Source organism: Gordonia sp. YY1 (genome assembly GCF_009872315.1).
Lineage (GTDB): Bacteria > Actinomycetota > Actinomycetes > Mycobacteriales > Mycobacteriaceae > Gordonia > Gordonia amicalis.
On record NZ_WXYI01000004.1, the window covers coordinates 95131 to 120768 of the forward strand.

The 25638-nt window shown below is 65.5% G+C and carries 23 protein-coding genes and 1 pseudogene; 6 read left to right on the forward strand and 18 right to left on the reverse strand.

What is annotated here, in order from left to right:
- Positions 1-254 precede the first annotated feature (254 nt).
- The 11 genes from BPODLACK_RS07525 to BPODLACK_RS07575 all read right to left on the reverse strand — a co-directional run bounded on the left by BPODLACK_RS07525 (position 255) and on the right by BPODLACK_RS07575 (position 11825).
- On the reverse strand, positions 255-1403 hold the full coding sequence (locus BPODLACK_RS07525) for a phosphotransferase (RefSeq protein WP_159405003.1): 1149 nt from the start codon (positions 1401-1403) through the stop codon (positions 255-257).
- Positions 1404-1503: 100 nt separating this feature from the next.
- Entirely contained in the window at positions 1504-2283 is a 780-nt protein-coding gene (locus tag BPODLACK_RS07530) for a hypothetical protein (RefSeq protein WP_159405004.1), read from the reverse strand.
- 54 nt (positions 2284-2337) lie between these two features.
- Complete coding sequence (locus BPODLACK_RS07535) at positions 2338-3609, reverse strand: MlaD family protein (protein WP_159405005.1); 1272 nt, start codon at positions 3607-3609, stop codon at positions 2338-2340.
- On the reverse strand, positions 3609-4727 hold the full coding sequence (locus tag BPODLACK_RS07540) for an MlaD family protein (protein WP_024499220.1): 1119 nt from the start codon (positions 4725-4727) through the stop codon (positions 3609-3611). The genes BPODLACK_RS07535 and BPODLACK_RS07540 overlap by 1 nt, the downstream gene beginning before the upstream one ends.
- The gene (locus BPODLACK_RS07545; protein ID WP_159405006.1) at positions 4724-5827 is read right to left on the reverse strand and encodes an MlaD family protein; all 1104 of its coding nucleotides are present in this window, start codon (positions 5825-5827) and stop codon (positions 4724-4726) included. Before BPODLACK_RS07545 ends, BPODLACK_RS07540 begins: the two co-directional genes overlap by 4 nt.
- A complete protein-coding gene (locus BPODLACK_RS07550; protein ID WP_232512982.1) occupies positions 5827-6894 on the reverse strand; it encodes an MCE family protein in 1068 nt (355 codons plus the stop codon). Before BPODLACK_RS07550 ends, BPODLACK_RS07545 begins: the two co-directional genes overlap by 1 nt.
- A gap of 14 nt (positions 6895-6908) precedes the next feature.
- Entirely contained in the window at positions 6909-7952 is a 1044-nt protein-coding gene (locus BPODLACK_RS07555) for an MlaD family protein (RefSeq protein WP_159405007.1), read from the reverse strand.
- Positions 7949-9325: an MlaD family protein gene (locus BPODLACK_RS07560; protein WP_024499216.1), complete on the reverse strand. Its 1377-nt coding sequence runs from the start codon at positions 9323-9325 to the stop codon at positions 7949-7951. The genes BPODLACK_RS07555 and BPODLACK_RS07560 overlap by 4 nt, the downstream gene beginning before the upstream one ends.
- A gap of 1 nt (position 9326) precedes the next feature.
- Entirely contained in the window at positions 9327-10184 is an 858-nt protein-coding gene (locus BPODLACK_RS07565) for an ABC transporter permease (RefSeq protein ID WP_024499215.1), read from the reverse strand.
- The gene (locus BPODLACK_RS07570) at positions 10184-11080 is read right to left on the reverse strand and encodes an MlaE family ABC transporter permease (protein ID WP_159405008.1); all 897 of its coding nucleotides are present in this window, start codon (positions 11078-11080) and stop codon (positions 10184-10186) included. The genes BPODLACK_RS07565 and BPODLACK_RS07570 overlap by 1 nt, the downstream gene beginning before the upstream one ends.
- 130 nt (positions 11081-11210) lie before the next feature.
- On the reverse strand, positions 11211-11825 hold the full coding sequence (locus BPODLACK_RS07575) for a TetR/AcrR family transcriptional regulator (protein WP_236577624.1): 615 nt from the start codon (positions 11823-11825) through the stop codon (positions 11211-11213).
- A 248-nt stretch (positions 11826-12073) separates the two neighbouring features.
- On the opposite strand from BPODLACK_RS07575, the gene BPODLACK_RS07580 reads away from it, so the two are divergent.
- The gene (locus BPODLACK_RS07580; protein WP_159405010.1) at positions 12074-13090 is read left to right on the forward strand and encodes an acyl-CoA dehydrogenase family protein; all 1017 of its coding nucleotides are present in this window, start codon (positions 12074-12076) and stop codon (positions 13088-13090) included.
- Positions 13091-13137: 47 nt separating this feature from the next.
- Here the strand turns inward: BPODLACK_RS07580 and BPODLACK_RS07585 are convergent, their stop codons facing one another.
- On the reverse strand, positions 13138-14301 hold the full coding sequence (locus BPODLACK_RS07585; protein ID WP_159405011.1) for an acyl-CoA dehydrogenase family protein: 1164 nt from the start codon (positions 14299-14301) through the stop codon (positions 13138-13140).
- Between the two features lie 123 nt (positions 14302-14424).
- On the opposite strand from BPODLACK_RS07585, the gene BPODLACK_RS07590 reads away from it, so the two are divergent.
- Together BPODLACK_RS07590 and BPODLACK_RS07595 are read left to right on the forward strand one after the other, a co-directional pair.
- Positions 14425-15429: an LLM class flavin-dependent oxidoreductase gene (locus BPODLACK_RS07590; protein ID WP_159405012.1), complete on the forward strand. Its 1005-nt coding sequence runs from the start codon at positions 14425-14427 to the stop codon at positions 15427-15429.
- Positions 15430-15551: 122 nt separating this feature from the next.
- Positions 15552-16340 (forward strand): FadR/GntR family transcriptional regulator, encoded by a 789-nt coding sequence (locus tag BPODLACK_RS07595; RefSeq protein ID WP_159405013.1) that lies wholly within the window; start codon positions 15552-15554, stop codon positions 16338-16340.
- A gap of 3 nt (positions 16341-16343) precedes the next feature.
- Here BPODLACK_RS07595 and BPODLACK_RS07600 read toward each other — a convergent pair whose 3' ends face one another.
- The 3 genes from BPODLACK_RS07600 to BPODLACK_RS07610 form a co-directional block, all read right to left on the reverse strand.
- Entirely contained in the window at positions 16344-16952 is a 609-nt protein-coding gene (locus BPODLACK_RS07600) for an HAD family hydrolase (protein ID WP_159405014.1), read from the reverse strand.
- On the reverse strand, positions 16949-19633 hold the full coding sequence (locus BPODLACK_RS07605) for an NAD-dependent epimerase/dehydratase family protein (RefSeq protein ID WP_236577625.1): 2685 nt from the start codon (positions 19631-19633) through the stop codon (positions 16949-16951). Before BPODLACK_RS07605 ends, BPODLACK_RS07600 begins: the two co-directional genes overlap by 4 nt.
- Positions 19634-19725: 92 nt before the next feature.
- Positions 19726-19923, reverse strand: coding sequence for a ferredoxin (locus tag BPODLACK_RS07610; RefSeq protein WP_159405016.1), 198 nt, complete (start codon positions 19921-19923; stop codon positions 19726-19728).
- Between the two features lie 268 nt (positions 19924-20191).
- On the opposite strand from BPODLACK_RS07610, the gene BPODLACK_RS07615 reads away from it, so the two are divergent.
- A complete protein-coding gene (locus BPODLACK_RS07615) occupies positions 20192-21298 on the forward strand; it encodes a cytochrome P450 (RefSeq protein WP_159405017.1) in 1107 nt (368 codons plus the stop codon).
- 30 nt (positions 21299-21328) lie between these two features.
- Here BPODLACK_RS07615 and BPODLACK_RS07620 read toward each other — a convergent pair whose 3' ends face one another.
- Positions 21329-21478, reverse strand: coding sequence for a carotenoid oxygenase family protein (locus tag BPODLACK_RS07620; protein WP_236577626.1), 150 nt, complete (start codon positions 21476-21478; stop codon positions 21329-21331).
- Between BPODLACK_RS07620 and BPODLACK_RS23890 the strand changes: the two are divergent.
- Both BPODLACK_RS23890 and BPODLACK_RS07625 read left to right on the forward strand, forming a co-directional pair.
- A pseudogene (locus tag BPODLACK_RS23890) lies at positions 21439-21558 on the forward strand (hypothetical protein); the annotation flags it as partial. The gene BPODLACK_RS07620 and the pseudogene BPODLACK_RS23890 overlap by 40 nt on opposite strands.
- Before the next feature lie 84 nt (positions 21559-21642).
- On the forward strand, positions 21643-22005 hold the full coding sequence (locus tag BPODLACK_RS07625) for a TetR/AcrR family transcriptional regulator (protein WP_236577639.1): 363 nt from the start codon (positions 21643-21645) through the stop codon (positions 22003-22005).
- 55 nt (positions 22006-22060) lie between these two features.
- Here BPODLACK_RS07625 and BPODLACK_RS07630 read toward each other — a convergent pair whose 3' ends face one another.
- A complete protein-coding gene (locus BPODLACK_RS07630; protein WP_159405018.1) occupies positions 22061-22783 on the reverse strand; it encodes an ABC transporter ATP-binding protein in 723 nt (240 codons plus the stop codon).
- Positions 22780-25620: a branched-chain amino acid ABC transporter permease/ATP-binding protein gene (locus BPODLACK_RS07635; protein ID WP_159405019.1), complete on the reverse strand. Its 2841-nt coding sequence runs from the start codon at positions 25618-25620 to the stop codon at positions 22780-22782. The genes BPODLACK_RS07630 and BPODLACK_RS07635 overlap by 4 nt, the downstream gene beginning before the upstream one ends.
- Between the last annotated feature and the right edge of the window lie 18 nt (positions 25621-25638).

Sequence of the window (25638 nt, forward strand, 5' to 3'; positions counted from 1 at the left end):
GAGAATAACGCGACAGACTATTCGTATTCTATTCGCTTTCGGCGAGCTGTCTGGCCGACCCCCGAAACGTGAACATCGCTCCACTGCAGGGGAATTCGACTTCGCCAGCGGGCGGTGGCAGGGCGTCTGATCCAAGTGTTCGCATTCGGGTCGTCAACGCCGAACACGGGACGCGCCGCCGACCCGGCGGCCGGACCGAACGACGAACGCACCGTCCCGATCGGGACGGTGCGTTCGACATTCGGTGTTCGGCGTCAGGCGAGCGCCTTCTTGATGGCCTTGTCGACCTCGAGATCCTCGACCATCGAGTTCGCGGCCGCGAAGGCGAGTTCGACGCGGTCGGCCGGTTGCAGCCCCGGCCACACCGTGCAGATGGCGATCGAGTCCCAGGCGTCGAAGGCGAAGAACCGCAGCGCTTCCCAAGCCTGATCGAAGGTCGGCGCGTCCTCGACGCCTTCATCCTCGAGGGTGTCGAGATACGCGCGGAGGAGTTCTTCCTCGTTTCCGCGGCGGATGGCCGCAGGCGTCGAGTGGGTGAGCATGTAGCTGACCTCGCGCAGGCCCGGACCCCGGTGGATGACCTGCCAGTCCAGGAGGCCGGCCGTACCGTCTGGCTTCAGGTAGGTGTTACCGATGTGGGAGTCGCCGTGCAGCATCGTCTGCGGGCCCTCTTCCCACTTCGCGTGCAGCGCCTTGTCGTTCTGGTTCGCGAACTCCGCCATCCGCCGGGCGGCGGCCGGGATCTCGACGTTCTCGTCGTTCAGGATCGTCTTGCGCACCTTGCGGAATTGCCAGAGCAACAACGGGAATCCCGGGCGTGCGGATTCGGGTGCGATCCACGGCAGCTCCGACGCGAGCCGCGGGCTGTTCCAGAACTGCGCGTGCACCCGCGCCAGCGTTCGCATGATGGCCTCGACACCGGGCAGGGTGATCTCCTCGACGCTGAACGGGAAGGTGGCACCCGCGGCTTCGAGGTCCTCGAGGACGAGCAGATGCCGGGCACCGTGGCCGGCATGTGCGAAGTACGACTTCGGGGCGATCGAATCGGCGAGTTGCGGACGGATCTGGTCGTAGAACTTCACCTCGTTGACGGCCATGTCGAGTGCCGCCACCATCGTCCGGTTCTTGGCGTTCAGAGGCGTCGACTTGATGAAGACGCTGGCCGGCAGTCCGGCGTCGAGGCCGACGCGGTTCCACTGGATGCCGAGCCGGTTGCGGTCGGTGGTTCCCGACGTGCCGTCGAGTCGGGTGACGCCTTCGGCGACCGCCCCGGGTGCCTTCGCGGCGAAGACCTTGGTGAGGAAGGCAGCGTCCACCTCGCCGACGCTGGAGGGTTTGGGTGCCGGCGCCCACGGCGAGATCGCGAGCGACGTCTCGGCCAGGGCCTTCAGGGTCTGTTGCATGGTGTGATCTCCCGCTGTGTGCAGGCGTCAACATCCGACGCCCCGGTGCAACATAGTTTACTTCGTCACCTATGTGCGGGGACCGGTTTCGTCGGAACGATCACGGCAATTCGACCTTGGAGGCCAGCCAGCGTCCGTCGACCTTCTCCATCGTCATCAGGATGCGGCTGCGGTCGAGACGAGGATCCGGGCTCGCCGTGTTCGTCACCGTCTGGTCGACGAACAGCATCACCTCGACCTTGTTCTCGGACTGCGACCTGATACCCGCATCGATCACGGTTCCCTTGCCGGTCGCCTGGTTGTCGACGAGCAGCTGGCGCAGCTGCGAACTCGAACTCGAGTACATGTCCTTGAATTCGCCGGTGGCACCCTCGAGTACGCGCGCGAAGTCCCGGTCGAGGTTGCGGGTGTCGATGCTGGTGAGTGCGACCGCATAGCTCTCCGCGGTCCGTAGTGCCTCTTGCCCGGCGTTCTCGATGTCGATGCGGTTCTTCAGTTGCACGCCGAAGACGATCGCCAGCGCGGATGCGGCGATCGTGATGACCGCCAGCAAACCCACACCTGCTGCGCCCCAGCCGAGTCTGGTGGACTTGCGGCCCACCGGACGTCCGCCGTCGCCGGCGGATGACCCGGTCGCGTCCTCCTGGGCGGTCTCGTCCGCGGAGGATTCGGCGTCCTTCCTCGACTTCTTGCTGACCGACACCGTCTTCGACTTCTTCGGTGACTCCTCGGCGGCGGACTCCGAGCCGGACGCCGTCGCGTCGGTGGTCTTCTCGTCGGTGGCCTTCTCGACGGTCGTCGACGACGCCGTGTCGTCCTGCGCGGAGACACCGGTTTCGGTTGTGTCGGCGTCGTTCTCGGCTGACGTGTCGGTCTTCATGTGAATCCTTTCTCGAGGTGAAGGTTTTCGCCGGGCGTGCGGTCACGCCGCGAGTCACTGCGGTGGCGGTGGCAGCGGAACCTTCGGTCCTCCATAGGGCGTGGGGATGGACAGCGGCCCACGCGGGGGCGGGGCGGCGGTCGCACGCGGGTCCACATTCGCAGGCGGACCAGAGAGGTGCTCCTCCCCTGCCGGATGCGGAGCGTTGCGCGCGCCTCGGACGAGAATCGCCGGGTCGGGGTCGTTGCAGTAGGTGTACAGGTAGGGCTCGGGGTAGTCCGGGATCGACGGCGGTTTGCGGGGCAGGTCGTAGTCGCAGACATAGCGTTCGTAGACGTCGACGATGCCCCAGGTCCCGCCGTCGCGGAACGTCGATCCGATGGCTTCGAGGACCGAACCGCGATGATCGGGCCAGATCGCCTCGAGGGCGGGCACCCTCAGATATGAGAGCTTGGAGATGGTCACCAGATTGCCCAACAGCTGGACCATCGTCGGCGAATTGTCGGCGAACAGGGCGTCGACCGCACCCATGGTCGCCGGTCCCTGGTCGACGAGTCGCCGGAATCCGCCGTCCATCTTCTCCACACCGGTGAACACGCGCCGCAGATCGGCCGACATCGCCCGGATCCTGGGTGCGGTCTCCCCCAGCGTGCCGAGCATGACCTTGCTCGACTTGAGCAGGGACGTGGTGTTCGGCAGCGCGGTGTGCAGCGTCGACAGCAGGAAGATCCCACCGTTGACGATGTTGTCGAGCTTCTTCACACCCTGGGGCGAGACGCCGAGTTCCTTGACGATGATCTCCAACTCTTCTGGGTTGATCTGATCGAGCGTCCCCTGGAGGCTTTCGAGTACCTCGGCGATGGGAGTGGGTGTGGTGGTGCGTTTGGCGTCGATCACGGCGTTGTCGGTCAGGTAGGGACCGTCGCCGTTCGCGGGCCGGAAGTCCAGGTACTGCTCGCCCGCCGGCGAGAGTCCCGACACCCGGACCGTCGTATCCGCGGGGATCTTCGCGTCGGTCGACACCCGCACCACTGCGACGACGCCGGACTCGCTCAGGTCGACTGCGGAGACGCGACCGACCGAGACACCTCGCATCGTGACATCCTGTCCCGCAAGCAGACCCCCCGAGTTGAGGAGGTTGACGCGAATCGTCATCTGCGAGGCTCCCGGGTTGATGCGCAACGCGCCGAACAGCAGATAGGCGACACCGAGGACGAGAGTCAGCGCGAGCGCGATCGCGGACAGGGTCAGGCGCCGTGCGCGACCCCATCGGACGACACCGACGAGCCCGGACGCGACCGGCTCTGCAGCACTTCGGATTCCCATCACCGGCCTCCCGTCGACTGCTTGTACAGCTTGTCGAGCAGGTAGGAGATGCTACCGATCACATTGATCACGTCGGTCGCGTCCGGGACTCGCATACCGGGATCGGCCTTGTGATTCGGATCGCCGACGACGCCCAGTGCGATCCCCTGGATGTCGATGTTCGCATGTGCGGAGGTCGAGCTCGCCGCCTTGATCAGCGGCGCGAGAATCGAATTCACCGCATTCATGTTCGCGTTCGGATTCAGCGAGGCCGCGTTGAACCAGTACGACAGCTTGTTCATGTCGGCGATGGTGCTGCGATTGTCGGTGCCCTTGATCGAGGGGAACTGTCCGATCAGTTCGGTGAGCCGGTCGACGTTGGCGACCATGTCGAGTACCTGGCCGGTGTTGGCCGACAGCGCTCCGACAGCCGGGGCGGCGGCACTGATCGCATCGGACAGGTCCTTCTGCCGTGCACCGAGAGTGGCCGCCAGGTTGCTGGTGTTGCGCATCGCGCGGTCGATCTCGCCCGTGCGGTTCGACAGTGTCGAGATGAGATCGGTCGACTGGTCGACCAGATGCGCAACCGACCGGCCGTCCGGGCCGACCGCCTCGCCGAGTCCGTTGACGACCTTGACCAGGTTGCGGACGGCACCGCCGTTGACCAGTAGGGCACTGGTGGCCAGGACTTCTTCCACGGTCGCCGCCGACGACGTGTCGTCGACCGTCAGTTCGTCGCCGTTCTGCAGTTCGCCCTTCTTGTCCTGACCTTCGGGCGGCGGTTCGAGCGCGACGAAGACGTCACCGAGTGGGGTGGCCGAACGCAGTTCGGCCGTCGTGCCCACGGGCAAGGACGTCGACGACTGGATCCGGAGGTCGACGACGGCGGTGAAGTTCTCGGCGTCCATCGAGGCGACCGAACCCACATCCGCCCCCAGAACGCGCACCTTCGCGCCCTGCGGGAGATTGAGTGCGTTCGTGAAACGAGCGGTCAGCGTGTACGTGGCGCCGGAGGCCCCGGGTGCCGGCAGTGGGAGCTGTTCGAGTCCCACTCCGCAACCGCTCACGCCCAGTACGGCGGCGAGCCCGACGGCGAGCGCTGCCGCTGGTTTGCCGACCTGCCGTGCCCGGGCGCTCATTTGGCGTTCTCCACGAGTGCGGCGAGGATCGAGGTGGCCCCGAAGTCGGGTCCGAAGTCCTGCAGTGTGCCGGTGGCGCAACCGAGTTGGCGTAGGCCGAGAAGGTTGCACACCTCCTTGACCCCCTGACCGTCGAGAAGGAGTTTGTCGACCAGTCCGTGCACGCGCAGTGCACCGGTCTCCTGGTCGATCGCGTTGTAGACGTTGTCCATGAGCATCGGTGCGATGTCGAAGAACTCGGACAGATTGCGTCGGTAGTCGACCATCGCCGTGGTCACGGTGGTGGTGCTCGACAGCGTGTTCTTGATCGTCTCGCGGTTGGTGATGAGGAGCGCCTGGGTCTCTCGCATGAGGTCGTTGAGCTGTTTGCCCGTCGTCCCGGTGCCCAGATCCTCCGAGGCCAGGAACGACGACATCTGTGCGAAACCAGAACCGAGGTCGCGGATCACGGCATCGTTGTTCGCTGCGGCCTCACTGAGTCGGGCGAGGTTGGATGCGATCGCGGTGATGTCCCGCCGTGAGTGTGCGCCGCCGTCCTCGCTGAGCCGCAGTGCGCGCTCGAGGTCGCCGAGGGCGTTGCGCATCGACTGACCGTTTCCCTCTGTCATCGCAACGCTGACCGCCATCAGATTCGCGACCGGCCCCTCCCCCTTGCCGTTGCCGCCGAGTTCGGCCGACAGTCGCTCGACCATGGTGAGAACTCGGTCGAACTCGACCGGGGTGCGGGTGCGATCCAGTCCGATCTTGTCGCCGTTCTGCATCGTCGGTCCCTCCCGGTACACCGGGGTGAGTTCGACGTGGCGGTCGGTGAGAATCGATGTCGAGACCGTCACCGCCTGTGCGGTCGCGGGGATCTTGATGGCCTTGTCGATCTCCATGGTGACGAGTGCGTAGCCGCCCTTCGCCTCGATGGCGGTGACCTTCCCGACCGACATTCCCAGCACGTCCACCGAGTTGCCGACGTAGAGGCCGTTGGCGTTGTCGAACTCGGCGGTGACGGTGATCTTCTCCTCGAAGGGATTGGAGCCGATCGAGCATCCCGTCAGCAGAAGTGCCGCCGCGGCGAGGATGAGGAGCGGATGTGCGATGAACCTGAACATCACTTGCACTCCTTGAAGTACTCGGCGAGAGACATCATCTTCGCCTGCCCGCTGACCGCACACATCCACGCGTCAACGAGAGCTCCTGCGGGGGCGCCGAACTCGAGATTGTTGCCGTAGCCGGTAGCGTTGGCGAAGTTGCGGATCGGTACGGGCATGATCTGCAGCGTGTTGCGCAGCACGTCTTCCCGTCGTGCCACCGCACCGAGGAGGGTCTCCATGTTCTGGAGCAACTGTGTCACCTGAGGACCCTGGACCCCCACGATCTGGTGGAGGCTGCCGATCAGTCGGGTGGTGGATTTGATCAGCTGCTGCAACGAGTTGATGCGGGTCACCAACTCGGTGACGAGTCGTTCACCACGAACGACCATCTGCCCCAACGCGACCTGCTGATTGCGGATCGCGGTCGTCAGTTCATTGGTGCTCGCGAGGAGCTGGCCGATCTGGGTTCGACGGTCGGCGATGATGGTCGAGAGGTTCTCGATGTTCTTCAGCGCCTGCGGCATCACGTACGGCGCGCCGTCGAGCTGGTCGGACAGCACCGTCATCGAATCCGCGATCCGCTTGGCGTCGACCTGTTCCAAGGTGGTCGTGGCGTTGGCCAGAGCGGTTTGCAGGTCGTAGGGCACCGAGGTGTTCTTCAGCGGGATCACGTCGTCGGGAATCCCGCCCGTGCCCGCGGGCTGGATCTCGACGTAGCGCGACCCGAGCAGGGTGGTGAGCTTGATGGCCGCCCTGGTGTCGGCACCGAGTTCGACGTCACCATGAATCTTCATCGACACGACCACACGGTCGCCGGCGAGCCGCACCCCGGTCACGGTGCCGATCGGCACCCCGGCGGCGGTGACCTGATCACCGCCGGAAATCTGTGCCGCCTGGAGGAACTCGGCGTCATAGGTGTTGTCACCGACACCGAGCCGGCCGATACCGACGATGCCGAGCACAACCAGACTCAGGATCAGGATCGCGCTGATACCGAGTTTGACTCTGCTCTGGTCTTCAAGGCGCCCCCGGAAAGGATTCAGTGCGGAGGGTTTCGGCAGTGACCGGCGCTTGATGGATCTCATCTTGTTCAGCATGTTCACCTGCAGATCGGGGATTGTTGGATCTTCCCGCCCGGTGTGACCCCGGCGACGATGCCGGGAATCAAGTGCGACAGGCCGGGGACGATCGTGAGGTTGACGTTGCAGATGTACGCGTTCGCTGCGGTGCTCTCCTGCGAGAAGCGGGCGAGGCCCTGCATCGCCAGCGGGACGTTGTAGAACAGGTACGCGAACTTCTCGGCGTTGCTGACGATGTGACCCGTGAATCCGGGCTCCCTCGCCACCAATGCGGACAGGCTCGGCTCGATGTTGTTGAACACCACCGCCGTTCGACCGATCGTCTGCGTGATCTGGTCGATCGAACTGACCAGCTCACCCTGCCGGGAGTTGAGCGTGGTGAACACGTCGCGCATGTTCGAGATCAGCGACTCGACACTCCCCGACTGGCCGGCCAGCGACGCGGTCACCTTGTCGAGACCGACGATCAGGTCGCCGAGGACGTTGTCCGGTCCTGCGAAGGACTCGGCGAGTGTGGACGTCTGGGCGATCAGAGAGGTCAGCGATCCCTTGTCGCCCTGCAGTGCGGTAATGATCGTCTGGGTGATGTTCTGCACCCGATCGGGGTCGAGGACACTGAAGAGCGGTTCGAAGCCGTTGAGCAGGCCGGCGATGTCGAACGACGGCTCGGTCTGCTGCACGGGGATCTCCCCACCCTCCTGGAGCGGCTTCGCCGACGAACTGCCGTCACCGGCGAGCAGGCCGAGGTACCGCTGCCCGATGATGTTCTGGTACGTCACCGAGGCTCTCGTGTTGGTGTAGAGGGTCTGGTCGTCCTGGACCTCGAAAGTGACCCGGGCGACGGTCTTCTCGAGTTGGATCTTGTCGACCCGGCCGACCCGGACACCGGCGACCCGGACGTCGTCGCCGGGACGCAGACCACTGACGTCGGTGAAGACCGCGCTGTACTCGCGCGTGGCGCCGTTGACGTTGCGCTGCAACGTGACATAGACGAACCAGGACAGCACGAGCGAGACGACGAGGAACAACGACAGCGTGATGAGAGATTTCCGGAACGTGCTCATCGCGGGCCTCCCTCCCCTGCTCGCGGTGCACCGGGCTTCTGGTCACCGGTGTCGGGACGGATCTCGACCTTGTTGCCGCGCAGCAGCGGAGCGAGCAGCATCATCGCCGCGGGGGTCGCGTCCTTGCCCAGGATCTTGCGCAGCTGCTCGAGTTCGGCCTTGCTGCCGACGGGTCCGACGTTGCCGCCCATGAGCCCCGGCGGCAGGCGGTAACCGCGCGGGAGCTCGTATCCGGCGGGGAGCTGGTAGTTCTTCGGATCGAGCTTCTTGGGAAAGCCGTAGGGACGGGCGGTCACCGGTGCCGTCTTGCAGCTCGCACCCTCGAGGTTGCCGTACCGCGGACAGTCCGCACGGACGTAGGTCCGGTTCGGCGACAGCGACAGGATCATCTTCGACGTGGCCAGACCGGTCTCGGGGTTGTAGACGTGTTCGTTGAACTTGTCGGCGACCACCGCGAGCCGGGTCGTGATCGGCACGAACGACGGTGCGTTGTCGGCGAGTACACCGATGACCGGGGTGAGGTTGGTCGAGATGGTGATCATCCGGGCGGTGTTGTTGTCCATCGCCGTCGTCGCGGTGCCGAGTGTCGTCGAGCCGGCGGCCAGGAAGCCGGTCAGCGCCATCTCCTTCTCGGCGACGGTGCGCATCGGTACCACCGAGCTGTGCACGGCGTCGAGCAGGTCGGGCGCGGACTGGTCGAGTCCTCGGACCGCCTCGTTGAACGCGCGGATCGTCGACGGACCGTCACCGGGTTCCATGAGGGCGTTGGTCTCGGTCGCGATCTGTTCGAGTTGGCGCCCGGCCGTGACGAGGTCGTCGCCGCGCCGATCGGTGGCCTCGGCGAGAGCGGTGATCACGCCAATCGTCGAATCCGACCGGGACCGGCTCATGGCGCCGACGATGTCGCGCAGTTTGGTCAGTGCGGTCTGGAACTGGATGGTCGCCTCGCTGTCGTCCTGGAAGATCTCCGCACCGTCGGTGATATGCGGTGCCGGGCCGTTGTCGATCAGCTGGATCGACGACACCGCGAAGACGTTGCCCGGCACGACTCGTGCCGTGACCGTTGCCGGGATCCCGGTGGCGTACTGGGGCTTCAGGTCGATGTCGACGACGTTGGTGCCGCCGTCGATGGCCGGGGTGACCTCGTTGACCGCTCCCACGAGAACGCCGCGGTACTTCACGTCCGAGCGGGTGGGCAGGCCGTCACCGACCTCTTCGAGCATGGCCTTCACCTCGACGTGTTCGTCGAGGTCGCCGTTGGACTTGGCGATCAGGACGCCGACGACGATCGCGGCCACGATGATCGTGGCCAGCCCGCGCCAGAAGAGGTGCTGATTGCCGAGGCGGCGTTCGGCTTCGAAGGGGAACTGCATGTCAGCCTCCGAACCTCGCGCCGGCGTTGACGCCCCACAACGCCATGGTCAGCAGCATGTTGACGATGATCATCACGGTGATCGCGGTGCGCATCGCCCGGCCCGCCGCGACCCCGACGCCCTGCGGACCGCCCGAGGCGTAGAAGCCGTAGTAGCACTGGATGGTCGTCGTGATCGACACGAAGACAACCGCTTTGAGGATCGAATAGGCGATGTCGGTGCCGCTGAGGACGAGGGTGAAGTAGTGCAGATAGGTGCCCGACGAACCGGCGCCCGAAAGACTCACGACCAGCTGGCACACGAGGTAGTTCACCCCGAGGCACACGATGTAGAGCGGGATGACGGCGACCACGGACGCCATCAGCCGTGTCGTCACCAGGTACGGGATGGGTCGTATCGCGATGGACTCCATGGCGTCGATCTCCTCGGAGATCCGCATGGCGCCGAGCTGTGCGGTGAAGCGGCACCCGGCCTGGGCGGCGAACGCGAGCGCGGCCATGATCGGGGCCAGCTCGCGGGTCGAGGCGAAGGACGAGATGAATCCGGTGGCTGGCCCCATGCCGAGCAACTCCAGGGCGCTGTACCCCTCGATACCGACGATCGCACCTGCGGTGGCGCCGAGCACGATGATCACGCCGGCGGTGCCGCCGCCCACCACGATCGATCCGTTGCCCCAGGTGACATCCGAGAGCACGCGCGCGAACTCGCGCTTGTAGTGCAGCAGCATCGTCGGGATCGAGACGACGGTCCTCAGGAAGAAGGTGATCATGTGGCCGACCTGGGTGATCGGACCACCGAGGCCGCGCAGGCGTGCCAGCAGCGGCCCGACTCCCGGCGGGTAATACCGTGCGACGGTCATCAGAACCCCTGCCGCGGATAGGCCAGCTCGTAGACCTGGGTGAAGACGACGTTGACGATCATGAGCAGCAGGATCGAGGCGACCACCGACGCGTTGACCGCGTTGGCGACACCGGCTGGACCGCCCTTGGCGGACAGGCCTTTCTGGCATCCGACGATGGTCACGATCGCGCCGAAGACCACCGCCTTGATCATCGTGAGGATGAAGTCACCCACAGTGGCGAAGGAGGCGAAGGTCGAGACGAAACTCCCGGGTGTGCCGTCCTGGACGAAGGTGTTGTAGAGGTATCCGGCGAAGAAGCCGACGAAGCACGTGAGACCGGTGAGTGCAAGGGACACAACGATCCCGGCGGCGAGGCGAGGCGAGACCAGACGGCGCACCACCTGGACGCCCATCACCTCCATGGCGTCGATCTCCTCGCGGATCTGGCGTGAACCGAGGTCGGCGCAGATGGCCGAGCCGACGGCAGCGGCCATGAGGATCGCGGCGACGAGCGGTGCGCCCTGGCGAATCACGGTCAGTCCACTCGCGGCGCCGGCGAGCGAGGTCGCGCCGACCTGGCCGGCGAGCAACGCGAACTGGATCGAGAGGGTCACGCCGATCGGGATGGCCACGAGGAGTGTCGGGAGCACCGCGGTCCGTGCCATGAACGCGGCCTGCTCGACGAACTCCCGGTACGGGAACCTCCGGGTCGCGATGTCGGCGAACAACCACTGAATCGAGCGCACCCCGAGGACGAACTGCTCACCGACTGTCTCGAGTGACGCCTTGGGATGCCGCTGGACGTAGCCGCTTCCCCAGTCCCCGATCTCGCCGACGGCGTCGCTGTCCTTGGCGGGCCCGATCTCGCCGGCAGCGGGCTCTGAGCCGCGCTGCGGACCGGACGCTATGGCCATTCGAACTCCCTACCCCCACGGTGTTGCGCGTCACATCGCACCGAACGAACGGAGCGTACCTAGTTAGATAACCCCTGTTGTCAGTTTGGCGAAACTGGACGAGCGCCCCACTGGAGTGGGCTGGGACGGGTCAGGACACCCGATCTATGAGTGCCTCGAGGAGGCGGGATAATTCGGCCACGAACTCGTCGCGCGGGATGTCCGGTCGGTCCAGGACGTAGCGAACGCTCAGCTGCTGCACCGCCTGGAATGCCATCCACACCAGCGTCGCGGAGTTCTCCGGAGGATCCGCCGGTGGCGCGGCGATGAGGTATTGCGCGATCATCTCGCGCGCTCGTTCCTCGACCCGCATGATCGCGGTCGAACCGCCGAGGCGCGGCATCTGCTCGACGAGTACGCGTACCAGTTCGCGATTCAGTTCGGCAGCCGTGAGGGCCGCGTTGACCACCGGACGAATTTGTTCCCGCGGGGGCACCTCGGCCTCGATCTCGAGAGCGGCGAGCAGCTCGGTCGAGATCTTCTCTATCATCCTCTCGACCGTCATTGCCACGATGGCGTCCTTGTTGGGGAAGTACTGATAGAGGCTGCCCGGGCTTATGTCCGCGTCCTCTGCGATTCGGTGGGTCGACACCCCGTCATAGCCACGCTCGATGAGCAGAGCCGAACACGAGTCGAGAATCCTGGCCACCATGCGCTGCGATCGCTCTTGCCGCGGCACCTTCCGGGGCATCTGCCGTGAAACCATGTTCCCTCCCGCTTCGCGAGCAGCCGATTGATGCCCCCGGAGATGAACGCGATGACCCCATGCCGTCGTGATCACGCCGTCTCTGGGGCGAGGCACTCGAGATCGATACAGTACCTGCGATTTCCCCGCTGGTCCCGAGGACTCGGCATGCTTGTCGCGTCGTTTTCGCGGCAACCGAGAGCCGACCGCGTAAGCTGAGCGCGGGCATCGGACATAGTTCACTAGGTTACCTCCGGATCGGAGCATCTGTGCTGTTCACCGAAGAGCAATGCGAGCTGGCGAAGTCAGAACGCGCATGGCTTGCGAAGCACGATCCCGTCGAGTTCTTGCGCCATAGCGCATCCGACGGGGTCAGCGAAGCCGACCCGCGGGCGCTGGCGCATATCGGGACAGCAGGTATCGCGGAAATCCTCACCACCGATGCCGGCGGGTCCCAGGCCGATCTGGCGGTGCTGAGCTCCGAGCACGGTCGTGCAGCAAGCGCGGTACCGGTCGCTGAGGTGGCATTGGCGGGTTGGGTCCTCGAGTTGGCCGGCCTCGCCGACCGACTCGCGGAGCACGTCGCCGGCAACTACATGACGTTGACCACGGCGGCGTACCGGGAACGCGTCACCGGTCCCAGGATTGTCGGTGCGAGCGCGCCTTTCGTGTCAGTGCCGTCCGCCGATCGGATTGTCGGCGTCATCACCGACGACGACGTCTTGTATGTCGTCCCAGATGACGGCGGCGTGACGGTATCGCCGATCGGCACCATCGATCTGACACGGCCCTGGGCACGCGCGCAGTTCGACGTGGCGGTATCGGCGGTGGAATCCGCCCCACTGCCACCGGGAACCGCGGCGCGGTACAGAGATGCTGCCGCTGTGCACCGGGCCTTCGATTCAGTTGGGGGCGCAGCGCAATTGCTGGACCGCACCGTCGAGTACGCCCGCCAGAGAGAACAGTTCGGCGCGGTGATCGGGTCGTTCCAGGCCGTCAAGCACCACTGCGCCTCGATGGCGGTCTTCGTCGCAGCTGCTGAAGCGACCCTCGCTGCGGCGGTGGACGCACTCGCCGCCGGTGACGCCGAACGGCGTCGGCCCGCGGACGCGGCGATCGCCTATGCGGCGATGGCGTCGAATTCTGTTGCGGGCCTTGCACAGCAGGTCCACGGGGGAATCGGGTTCACCTGGGAACACGACCTCCATCTGTACCTCCGGCGGATCAAGGTCAACGGGAACATCGACGGCACCGTCCGAGACCGGCGCCGCGCGCTCGTCCGTTGAGGCCCACCGCCTACTTGTGCGAGTGGCCGTCCGCGTCTGCGGCGTGGTCAGCTGCGCGGTAGACCCAATCCCCGTTCGGCGATCATGGTTCGCATGATCTCCGAGGATCCCCCGGCGATGGTGTAGGCGCGAGCGTAGAGCCACTCGTCTTGCCACCGATGCATGTCCGGGGTCAGCTCGACGCCGGCTGCGCCACAGAGGTCGAGGGCGAACTCGGCCATATCCAGATTGAGTTCGGAGAACATAAGCTTGCCCATCGCTGCATCGTGGACGCGTTCACTGCCGGACAGCCACCTGTCGATGGTGTCTGTGGTCAGCGCGGCCAGTGCGGTCACCGAGGCGGCAAAGGATCCCAGACGCTCGCGCACGGCGCCGTCGGCGATGGCCGGCTCGCCGTCGACGTCGACGGTTCGCGCCAGTTCGGTGATCGCCTCGAGTGCCAGCTCCAGCCGGACCACGATGGCCCCGACATTGGTTCGCTCGCGACTCAGCGTTTCCGAGGCGATACGCCATCCCTGACCCTCCGCGCCGATCAGCGCCTCGTCGGGAACGAAGGCTTCGTCGATGAAGACCTCGTTGAAGTCCGAGGTGCCGGTGAGTTCACGCAGGGGACGCACGGTCACGCCGGGCGCGGACATGTCCATGACGAACGCGCTGATCCCCTTGTGTTTCGCGGCATCAGGATTCGAGCGCGCGAGTAGGTATCCGTAGTCTGCCCAGTGGCCGTCGGTGGTCCACACCTTCTGGCCGCTGATCCGATAACCACCCTCGACTTTCGTTGCCTTCGTGCGCAACGACGCGAGATCGCTTCCTGCGCCCGGCTCGCTGAACAGCTGGCACCACAGCTCGCGTCCGGAACGGATCGCCGGAAGGTGTTGCCGGCGTTGACTATCGGAGCCTTGCTCGATGAGGGCATGGGCGACCAGCGTGCCTGCGCTCGGAACCCCTGGGACGCCCGCTCGTGCGAGTTCCTCCCCGACGACGATGTCATGGCGAGGCGAGTATTGCTCCCTGCCGCCGAACTCCAGTGGCCAGTCCGCGCCCGCAAGGCCGGCTCCGTAGAGAGCTGCGGTCCACGCCTTCAGCAGTTCGAGCTCGGCCTCGTTCTCGGCACTCCGCACCCCGGCTCGAGGAGGAATGTCAGGCGCGTTCGCAGCGATGAAGTCGCGGACTTCCGCGCGGAAGTCGTCGTCGGGCGTCGTAGCCGGCATTGTCGTCCTCGTGTCGTGAAGTCGATAGACCGAAGTCGGTCACACCTGAGACTTTACCTAGCTTACTCAGTAAGATTGCTGCGAACCGACATTACCGTCGGACGTCGACGAGCGGAGGATCGTATGCAGTGGGGGCTTCCATGGCCAGGGGCCGAACAGGCCCGGTCCGCCGAGGACGCGGGCGCGGTGGCCTTCTGCAGCGGCGAATTCGCCGACATCGACGCGTACGTCACCTCCACCGAGATGGCACTCGGGACCTCCACGGCCTCCGTGGGTCCGGGTATCGCCTACGCCTTTGCCCGCTCCCCGTTCGTGCATGCCTCCGCGCTGCGCCACCTGCACAGGCTGGCCCCCGGCAGGGTCTTCCTCGGCCTCGGAGCCGGTAGCTTCCGGATGAATCGTGACTGGTTCGGCATCGACTCCTCACACGCGGCGCCGCGCATGTCCGAGCTCATTCGTGCGATCCGGGCGTTTCTGCTGGCGCAGAACGGTGAACGTGTCCGAATGGACGGCCGCTTCTACTCGATCGACGCCGACGTGCGTGCACCCGTTCTCGGGCCGATCGACGTTCCGATCCTGATCGGTGCGTTCAACAAGTACATGGTCCGTACCGTCGGTCGTGATGCCGACGGAATCCTGGGACACGGCATCTTCACTGATCGCTGGTGGTCAGAGGCAGTACTTCCAGAACTGTCGGTCGGGGCGGCAGACGCCGGACGCGAGATCGGGGAGATCCGTCGATGGGGATGGGTGATCACCGCCGTCGACGACGACGACCCCGAGTCGGCGATCGCCGCAGCCCGACGACAGATCGCGTTCTACCTGACCGTGAAAACCTATGATCCGCTCGTCGAACTGCACGGCTGGCAGGACGAGGTCGAGGCCATCCGGCGCACATTCCGACAGGATCCGTCTGCGATCGGGCACCATGTGACCGACGACATGCTGTGGTCGATCGCGGTCTGCGGCGATTCCGCGCAAGCCGTCGAAATGTTGGCCAAACGGACGAATCTGCCGGACGTGGGCTTTCTTTCGTGCCCGGGTTTCCTGATCAACCGACGGGCCCGAGCCCGCTATGCCGGCGCCGCGATCGCACTCGCGGCCCAAGAGTTCTCGTCGGTTCGCTAAGATCGAGAAGTATCACTGAGTTGAACACCAGCTCACCACATCGCCGAGTCGTCCAGATCGCCGAGCCTCACGGATCATTCATCCGTCGCCGGCGCCCTGGCGACCGCAGGAGGAACTCGCGCATGAGCAAGCCCGTCAATCTGGCCCCGATGATGGCGCCGCAGACCTCCACCTCGGGTGCCATCCGCTCCCCCAAAACTGCCGAATTGGTGGCCCGCACTCTCCGCCGCATGATCGTCGACGGCCAGCTCGTGGAGGGGGACTTCCTGCCGCACGAGGCCGAACTGATGGCGCACTTCCAGGTCAGTAGGCCCACACTCAGAGAAGCGGTGCGTGTCCTCGAATCCGAACGGCTGGTGGAGGTACGGCGCGGTTCCAGGACCGGTGCGCGGATCCGCATCCCTGGTCCGGAGATCGTCGCCCGCCCGGCCGGGTTACTACTGGAGCTGTCGGGAACCTCGCTTTCCGAGGTCATGCAGGCGCGCATGGTCATCGAGCCGGCGGCGGCCGAGATCCTGGCCGGCACCGGCAACACCGCCGCCTTTGACGAGTTGCAGTCCATCATCGACGTGAACGTCAAGGAAGCCTACGAGGACGGGACCCTTGCGAGGGCGTCGGTGTTCTTCCACCGGCGGATGATCGAGCTCTCGGGCAACTCGGCGCTGGCGATGATCGCGGGCATGCTCAACGAAATTGCCGAACGACACATCGCAAGCACCATTCATGGGGACGGTCCCATGACCAAGTCGCAGTACAACAAGCTGGTCCGCTCGTATCAGAAGCTCGTGGATCTGCTCCGCGCCGGTGATGGAGCAGGCGCTGCCGCCCACTGGCAGCGACATATGGAGAACTCCAACCGCGCACTGCTCGCCGGACACGAGAACACCCGTGTCCGTGATGTCATGGACTGAGGTTCAGAGGATCTCGAGGGCACTGAGTCGCGCACGCAGATCGTCGGCGCCGCGGAAGGCAATGGTCGTGATCCCGAGATCGGCCGCCGCCGGCAGGTTCTCGTCGAAATCATCGATGTAGACGACTTCGGCGGCGTCGCAGCCCAAGCGGCGCAGCAGCTCCCGGTAGATTGCCGGATCCGGTTTTCGAACACCCACGTCCGCCGAGTTGACGATGTGATCGAAACTGTCGACAGGCAGGGTGGCGGCCAGATGTTCGCGATTCTCCCCAACATTGTTGGTCAGAATCGCGAGCGCATAGTTCGGTGTCAGTTCCTCCACGAGGGCGAGCATCGAGGGTCGTAGCGTGCGGGTTTCCGCCATGGCTGCCGCCAGTCTCCGGATGTCGATGTCGATGTGGTGTCTCTCCTTGACCCGGACGCAAACTCCTTTGAGAAAGGCGCGTACGGACAGCTCGCCGCGTTCGACTCGAGCGAACTCGGCATCCCCGCGGACGAACCCGTCGAGCGATTCCTCCGGGAGTCCGAGCTCAGCGCTGTATCGGCGTAACCCGGACAGCGGAGACTCCGTGAGCACGCCAGACCAGTCGAAGACTATCGCGCGAATACTCATCTGGGGTTCGACACGAGAGCGTGGTCAGCGGACCCGGGCTCAAGCACAGTGACAGTACCGGCCGTGCCGTCGACCTCGACGAGGGAACCGGTCTGGATTCGGGAGGCTGCCACCTGGGTGTCGACCACGCAGGGAACTCCGAACTCCCGCGCGACCACCGCGGCGTGCGACATCACGCCTCCGATATCCGTGACGACGGCCGCGACGTGACCGAAGAGCGCCGTGTATCCGATGTCCGTCACGTGGGCGATCATGATCTCGCCGGGTTCGACGTCGTCGATGGTGTCTGGTTCCACCAGTCTCGCACGACCGACGACCTTACCGCCGCAGATGCCGATCCCGTCGAGCCTCTCCCCGGGCCGCAGCGCGGCCAGGACTTCGGCAGCCTGCCATTTCTCGGCGAAGATCGGTGGCATGTGGAGCTGAGCCAACCTGTGGCGCTCGGCTTTTCGTGCCTCGATGGTCTTTCTGGCATCTTCCGGTGGATCGATGAGGACACGCAGCGTCAGGTGGACCAGATCGTCAGGCTGATCGATCCGCCCCTGACGAACGAGGCGCTGCCCGTGCTCCCGGACCAGGCGGCGCATGATCCACGCGAGGCGGACGCATCGATCACGGTTCTGTTCCCGTTGCCGCAACAGTCGGGCGGCGAGCTTCTCCGGCAGGGACAACTGACGAGGAGCCGCGGTGTGCGTCTTGCCGGGAGTTGCGGACGCTGCCGCGCGGCCGACCGTGACGAGGAAACTCTGCACATCGTCCGAGAACGACTTTGCGTCGAACTCGGATTCTGCGGGTCCTCGGTGACCGAAACGCTCCAGTGCCGACTCGACCTTCGTCCAGAAAGACGGTGCCTGTTCCCGCACTCGATCCGGTAGCCCCGGTGAGCGGTCTGTCAGAAGTTCGGTGACCGCAGGGTCCCCCGCGGCCGCGCGGGCGAGCTCGCGCACGCCTCGCAGAGTTGCGCCGCTCTCGAGATCGTCTCCGAGGTCGAGGTTGCCCTCGGACTTCTTGGACGCGACCGTGAGTGCTGCTCCACTGACCAGGTTGACCACGCCCTGGACGGTCCACGCGTAGGCGAGCAGATCGCCGGCGAGAAGCAGCACCTGGCAGAGCTTCTCGTCGGACATCGCGTCGAGCTCGGGCAGGAAACCTTCCAACCGTGCGGTTTGAGCCCGAACCTCCGCGACGTCCTTGTCGGAGGATCGGACGAGTGCCGCCACTCTCAGGCCGACGGCGCCGGCGGTCTTCGCCTTTGCCGCGGCGGACGTCTCGGCTGGGACATAGGTGCCTTCCACCGCGGACTGTCCGCCAGGTAGTTCATCGGCGTGATTGCCCGTGAACTGTGCGGCGAGTTCCTCCGGGCTGGTGCCGGGCATCGCCAGAGACACGTGGTACGTGGCTGATGCGTTGATGTACATCCGGTGGGCATGGACCGCCTGCAATCGTGCCGACGCCTCGTTGCGAAGTGCGCCGGACAGTCCGAGCAACTCGGCCACTGCCGACGTGGTGCCGCGTAGTGCCCGTCCCTGGACGTCGAGGGTGAGCACACTCGACGGGCCCGGCAGGGCTTCGGCGAGGTTCGTCTGGGAGTACACCGGGAAACGCCGGTCGATCGGTGTGTCGAACTCGCCGCGTAGGTCCTCGGGTCCCGAAAACGCCAGCGGTGCCCCGTCAGTCGCGGGCGCGTCGGCCGGCACGATCTGATGGAGATAAGGGATACGGCCGTGGGCTGCGACGACGCGTCCCTTGCGGGTGGTTCGACCGACGACCGCGAGACGGGTGTCGAGTACCGTCTCGGGCCCGTTCCAGACCGGGACGAACCCCCATTTCTCCTTCAGTTCGGTCAAGTCGCCCATGGGCATGCGCAGCGCGGCGGCAACTTCACCGGCAGTGACGTGGAGTGCGCCGCCGGCGACCTTGGCGGCATTGACCATTGCACCGTGAGGCAGGGCGAGCAGTTTGCGGTCGAGGATCTCGGCGATGCGCTTCTGGCTGACCGGTTGGTCGGCGCCGAGATTGACCACACCTTCGAGATCGGACGTCAGAGCCGAGGCCAGAAAACTCGCGACGTCGTCGTGATGGATGACCTGCCAGGGAAACTCGGGTCCGCTGGCCCCGATGTGGTGAGACCCCGCCAGATTCTCCTGCAGTCGATTGTCGGTTCCGCGGCCCAGAATGATGGCGGCTCGGACGAGTACCGATGACAACGAGGACTGTTCGAAGAGCCGTTCGCACTCGGCCTTGTGTACCGCGTAAGGCTGGTCCGGGTGCGGTGTCGCGCCACTGGATTCCGCGCGCGGCGGCTCCTCCGGACTGTTGCGGGGTCCGTATACCGTCACCGAGGACAGGAAGATGGCGCGCCGGACTCCCGCTCGCTCGGCTGCGCGAATCAGTTTCCGGGTACCGCCGACGTTGGTGCGTTCCATCGCCTCCAGACCCTCGCGGGCGTCAAGCATGAACGCGCAGTGAATGACCGCGTCAACCCCTTCACAGGCCTCTGCGAGGACGAAGTCGTCACTGATGTCGCCGCGGACATGCGTCACCGCCGCAGGCAACTCGAGCGGCGCGCTTCGGCTGACTCCGACAACTTGGTGACCCGCCCCGACCAGACGTGCAGCAGTCGTGCGGCCGACGAGACCGCTGACCCCCGTTATCAACACGCGCACTGCGGCCCCTCTCATCGCCACCGAACGTCACAAGGTTTACCCAGTGTACTTCGTCGCTCCCGACGTCGATCGTACTTTCATAGATCGGTCCGACCGGGTTCCGGTGTTCAGGTCTCGTCATCGAGGATGAGTGCGCGTTCAGGGCAAGCGTTCACCCCGGCGCGGACGACGGGGAGCTCGTCGTCTGGCACCGACTGGTCCTCCACGACGCTGAAACCCTCGTCGTCGATGGGAAAGAACTCCGGAGCGGTCGCATGGCACTGCGCATGTCCGACACAGCGCTCTCGGTCGAGTCGTAGTCTCACTGTGTCTCCCTCTGGGTGGATCGGATGTGAAGGCGTCGCGGAGCGGCGCACCGGATCGAACTTTCAACTAGGGTAACTATGTTAGCGATGCCGATGGTAGCTTTGGCTCCACCGAAGACCGTGTCACCCGACTGCGAGGCAATCACTGATGTCCGATACCGTCTCACCCTCCGCTTGTGAAACGACGTTTGATCATCGAACCGACGAGGCGATCCGCCTCGACCAGTTCGGTCAGTGGGACGTGCAGCGCGACAGATGTCCCGTACAGGTGAACCGAACCGCGGCCCCCCGGCCGGTCTGGTACGTCCTCGGCTATCACGAAGTCCTCGAAGCGTTCCAAGACTGGGAGACGTTCTCGAGCACCTCCCTTGAGGCGTTCGAGAGTGATGAAGCCTTCGAGACGAAGAAGCGATGGATACCGGTGGAGATCGACCCTCCGATGCACACCGAGTATCGCGCACTGATCTCCTCGCACTTCGGCCCCAAGGCGATCGCCGACCGCGCTGACGACATCCGCCGGTTGGCGTGTGGACTGATCGACGCGCTTGCAGACAAGGGACGGATCGAGTTCGTAGCAGACTTCGCCAAGGACCTGCCGACGCGAATTTTCCTCGACATCATGGGTTTACCCATCGACGACGCGCCGATGTTGCTCGACTGGATCGACGTCATCATGCACACCAAGACCGAAGACGATCCGGACTTCTCCGTCCGGACCGGCGTGCGTCGCAAAGTGATGGGGTATCTGGCCGGGATGATCACGGCCCGAAGGGAAGAGCCGCAGGACGATCTCATCAGTGTGATCGTGAATGAACCACTCAAGAGCGCTCGTCCGATGTCGGACGAAGAGGCGTTGTCGATGCTGTTCCAGCTCTGGATGGCGGGTCTCGACACGGTGGCGAGTGCACTCGCATACATCTTCCACTACCTGGCCGAGCATCCCGACCAGCGTGCGTTGGTCGTCGACGGCACCGTCACACCGCGCGAGGTATCCGAAGAAATGCTTCGCGCGCGATCGGTGGTCAACACAGGTCGAGTGGTGACCACCGATACCGAACTCGGTGGCTGCCCGATAAAGGCGGGCGATCGCGTCATTTTGTCGACTGCGGCCGCCAATCGTGACAGCCGTGAGTTCGAGGACGCCGACAAGATCGTCTTCGGACGAAACCCGAACCGCCACATAGCATTCGGGGCGGGTCGCCACCGCTGTCTCGGCTCCCACCTCGCACGCCTGGAACTCGAGATCGTCATCGAGGAATGGCACAAGCGGATTCCGAACTACCGCGTGCCGTCCGATGCCGTGATCGAGGACCATGTCGCACAGGTGTCCGGAATGACGTCCCTGACTCTGGAATGGGACGTACCCGGACGGTGACTTGACGACATTGCTTCGCCCGATCGCTGTTCAGGGCGACGCCTTGTACGCCCCATGGAACGTCATGGGCACGTGATGACGGAGCGTGGCCACCGCGACCGGCCCGTCGCCGGGACGATCGGCACGCAGCACGATCAACCGTGACCGTCTGTCCGACGGGCGGTGCTCCAGGCTCAGCAACCAGCCGCGTCCCTCACCCGGGTTGTCCGGGTCTCCGGCGAACAGCCAAGGAGGCCGGCATCAGCCGAGCGACGATCTACCGCCGGTACGCCTCCCGCGATCAGCTGCTCTCGGCCATCGTATCGTCCGAGCTCGATGCGCTGGAACGGGGTATGTTGACCCGCTTGCGATTTGCCGATGATCCGCGGGACACGATCTACATGCTGGTCCGCGAGGTCCTCGACTACAACGCCAACAGCGAACTGGTCCAGGCTGCTCTACGGTACGACGCGGCGTCGCTGACACCCTGGTTGATCCGGCGCGAGGGACACCCGACACTGATCGACATCGTCACCGACCGGGCACTGGCGTTCATCACCGAGTCACCCGTGGCTCGTTACCTGTCGCCCAACGCCGAGGCCGCCGTCGAGTTCATGGTCAGCGCGGTGTGCGCCGAACTCATGTCTCCCGCTCGTTTTCTGACTCACGCCGACATCGCCAACCGCATCACCGACGCGATCTACCGGCCCCCGCCCGAGACCGCCTGAGGCGACACCGCCGGGTACGCCGGTCAACGGCTCCGCGAGGCGCGGTCGCGAACGTCTACGCGCGTGCCGTCCCGAGGTAGGCCTCCTCGATCCGCTCGATGTCCGTCGACAACGCGGCTGCCGAGTCCTCGAGACCCACTTCCCCATGGACCAACACCACGGCACGATCGGCGATACCGAGAGCCAGCCGGACATGCTGCTCGACGAGGATCACCGCCGTCTGCTCGGTGTCGGCGACGTCGCGCAGGACCGGCAGGATCGACTCGACGACGATGGGTGCCAGACCCATGCTCAGCTCGTCGATGAGCAGGACCTTCGGGTTCTGCAGGAGCGCACGCGCGATGGCCAGCATCTGCTGTTCGCCACCCGAGAGATCCCCGGCCGCCACCGACAGACGTTTGGTCAGTGACGGGAAGTGCGCGAGCACCTTGTCGAGCGCTTCGGCACGTGTCCTGCCCTTCAGGTGGGTTGCCAGGTGAAGGTGCTGACGGGTCGTCAGACGGCGGAACAGCGCACGATCGTCGGGCACCAGCACAAGACCGGCGCGGACCGCCGCACGGGCATCGCCGGAGCGCACCGCCTGCCCGGCGACGGTGACGTCCCCGCCGAGTCGGGGCAGCAACCCCGCGAGAGTCGTCAGCAGCGTCGTCTTCCCGGCTCCATTCGGCCCGAGTAGGGCGACGATCTCTCCCGCGTTCACGGACAGGTCGAGCCCGTGGACGCAGGGGTTCCCGCGGCCGTAGCCCGCGTCGAGGTTGCGACATTCCAGCACGGTCACGACATCTCCCCCACTACCTCGGACTTCGGCTGTGCGCCTTCGGGTTCCCCGGTTGTCCCGGCGTCCTCTGGGCCGGCCATCGCCGACGACGGTGTGCCCAGGTAGGCCCCGACGACTGCGGGCGAGCTCCGGATCTCATCGGGTGTGCCGTCGGCGATGACGGTACCGAGGTCGAGCACGATCACCCGATCGCACAGGTTCAGCACCAGATCCATGTCGTGATCGACCAGGATCATCGAGACACCGTGAGCGCGAGCAGCTCTCAGTCTTTCTCCCAGCCAACGGCTCTCGGTGCTATCGAGTCCGGCTGCGGGCTCGTCGAGAAGGGCCACGCGCGGCTGACCGGCGAGTACCCGCGCGACCGCCACCAGCTGCCGCTGCCCTTGGGACAGATCTGCGGCCGGAATGTCCCGGAGTTGCTCGATCTCGAGCATCTGCAGCACATCTCGCACGTTCTCGGACGTGTCGCCAGGTGCGCGTCGTGCGGCGATCGCCAGATTCTCGGCGACGGACAGTTCACCGTAGAGCTCGATGTCCTGGAAGGTACGCCCCAGTCCGGCACGACTGCGGCGGTGCGGAGCCAGACCGTCGAGCGAGACACCGTCGAGGGTGACCGAGCCGTCTGCCGTCGCGAAACCGCTGATGGCGTCGATGAGTGTGGTCTTGCCGGCGCCGTTCGGGCCGATCAAGCCGACGATCTCACCGGACCGGACGTCGAAGCCGGCGTCGTGGACCGCGGTGACCGCACCGTAGCGGACGGTGACGTCACGGACCGAGAGGATCGTCGACCCGGTCGGCGGCGCCGTGACGTCGGTGGTCGGCGTCGCAGGCACGGCGACCGGTTGTTCCGTCGACGATTTCGACGCGACGCCTCGCTTCGCTCGGTGTCGGCTCAACCGGCGTGGGGTGCCGCGATGACCCGGGTACGGCACCTTGTGGAGGTACCCGGCGAGCCCGTCGGGACTGGTGACGACGGTGAGCACCAGCAGGATTCCGCTGATGAGCATGTAGTAGTCGCCGAAGGAGCCGTACTTGTCGGCGACGAAGTACATGACGCCGCCGGGTGCGATGACTCCCGCCAGCAGCGCGCCGGATATCGACGTCACGCCGGCGACGTAGGTGACCGCGAAGAGGCCGATGCCGGCGAAGACCGCATACGTGCCGGCCGTCGCGAGGGTTTGCTGGTAGGCCAGAAGCGCGCCGCCGAGGCCGGCCAGGAACGACGCGAACGCGAAGGCGACCAGTTTGGTGACCCCGACGTTGATACCGGCGGCGGCCGCCGACCGTTCGTTGGCCCGGACCGCGAGCATCGACGCTCCCAGACCACTACGACGCAGCGCCGCGACGCCGTAGGCGACGACCGTCAGGACGACGAGGCACAGGATGCCGAACGCGAGACGCGGATAGCCCTCGCCCGCACCGATGCCGAGGTCGATGCCGAAGATCGACGGTGAATCCACCGGTGCGCCTTGCAGACCGCCGTTGAGGGACGGGTTTCGGAACCAGAACGCCTCGCAGAAGACCGCGAGGGCGAGGGTTGCGACCATGAGGGGCAAACCACGCACACGCAGGGCCGGCAGTCCCACGACGACGCCGATGACCGTCGCGGCGCAGGCGGCGAGAAGCGGTGCGATCGGGAAGGGCAGATTCAGGTCGTCGGTCAGCCTGCTCAGTGCGTACGCCCCGACTCCTGCCAGGGTCAGCTGTGCCAGTGACACCTGTCCGGCGTATCCGGTGACCACCACCTGGGATAGCGCGATGATCGCGTAGATCATGGTGGCGATCACGGCCAGCCGCAGACTGCCGGAGGTGGTGAGGAGAGCAATGACGGCGACGACGATGGCGATGATCCCCGGGACCAGCAGATGCTCGGGGCGGGGTGAGCGGCCGAGGTCCTGGCGGATGACTGCTCCGCGTCCGGGCAGGGGCTGTCCGCGGACGAGGAGGAATCCGATGATGAGGATCAGCGGAACCGCCTCGGCCACACCGGCGTCGGGCATCCAGTCCCAGGTCGTCTGCAGCTTGGTGGCCTCCGACTGGAGCATGCCGATGACGAGTCCGGCGGCGACGGTCACCGAGATGGCGGTGAAGTTGCCGACGAGTGCGGCGGCCAGCGCCGGCACGATGAACATCGTGTAGGCGACGGGGTTGAGTGGCACGATCGGAGCGATCAGCACACCGCCGAGTCCGGCGGTTGCCGAGGAGAGGGCCCAGTTGGCGACCGCAATGCGATCGGGCGACAGCCCGGTGACCAGCGCTCCCTTCTCGGATTCGGCGGCGGCCTCGGTGGCGACGCCGAATCGGGTGTAGCGCAGGACGAGTCCGGCGCAGATTGCCAGACCGACGATGACGACCGCGAGCAGCAGGCGGTCCGTCGGCACGGCGCTGGAGCCGATCTTGAACGTGGAGACCTTGAAGATGGGTCCGACACTCGGGGTGTTCTCCCCGACGCGTAGTCCGATGAGCGCCTGGATCACCATCATCAGGCCGATGGCCGCAACCGCCTTGGCCAGGGTGGGCGCTGTCCGCATCGGGCGGAAGACGAGCAGGTACAGGATGACACCGAGGATCGCCGCGATCACCACGGAGATCGCTACCGCGGCAGCGACTCCGACATCCGACCCCAGGTCGATGGTCGTCGGGAAGCCGGGTATGGGGTTGAGGAGTTCCCCTTTCCGCAGGAAGGCGTAGGTGTAGGCGGCGTAGAGGGCGACGGCGCCGGTGGCGATGTTGACCACGCCGGAACTCTTGAAGGTCATCACCAGGGCGAGACCGAGTGCGGCGAAAACGGCCCCGTTGCCGAGGCCGAGGATCAGGAACGCGAGATGGTCGGTCATGGAACTCCTCGATCGGGG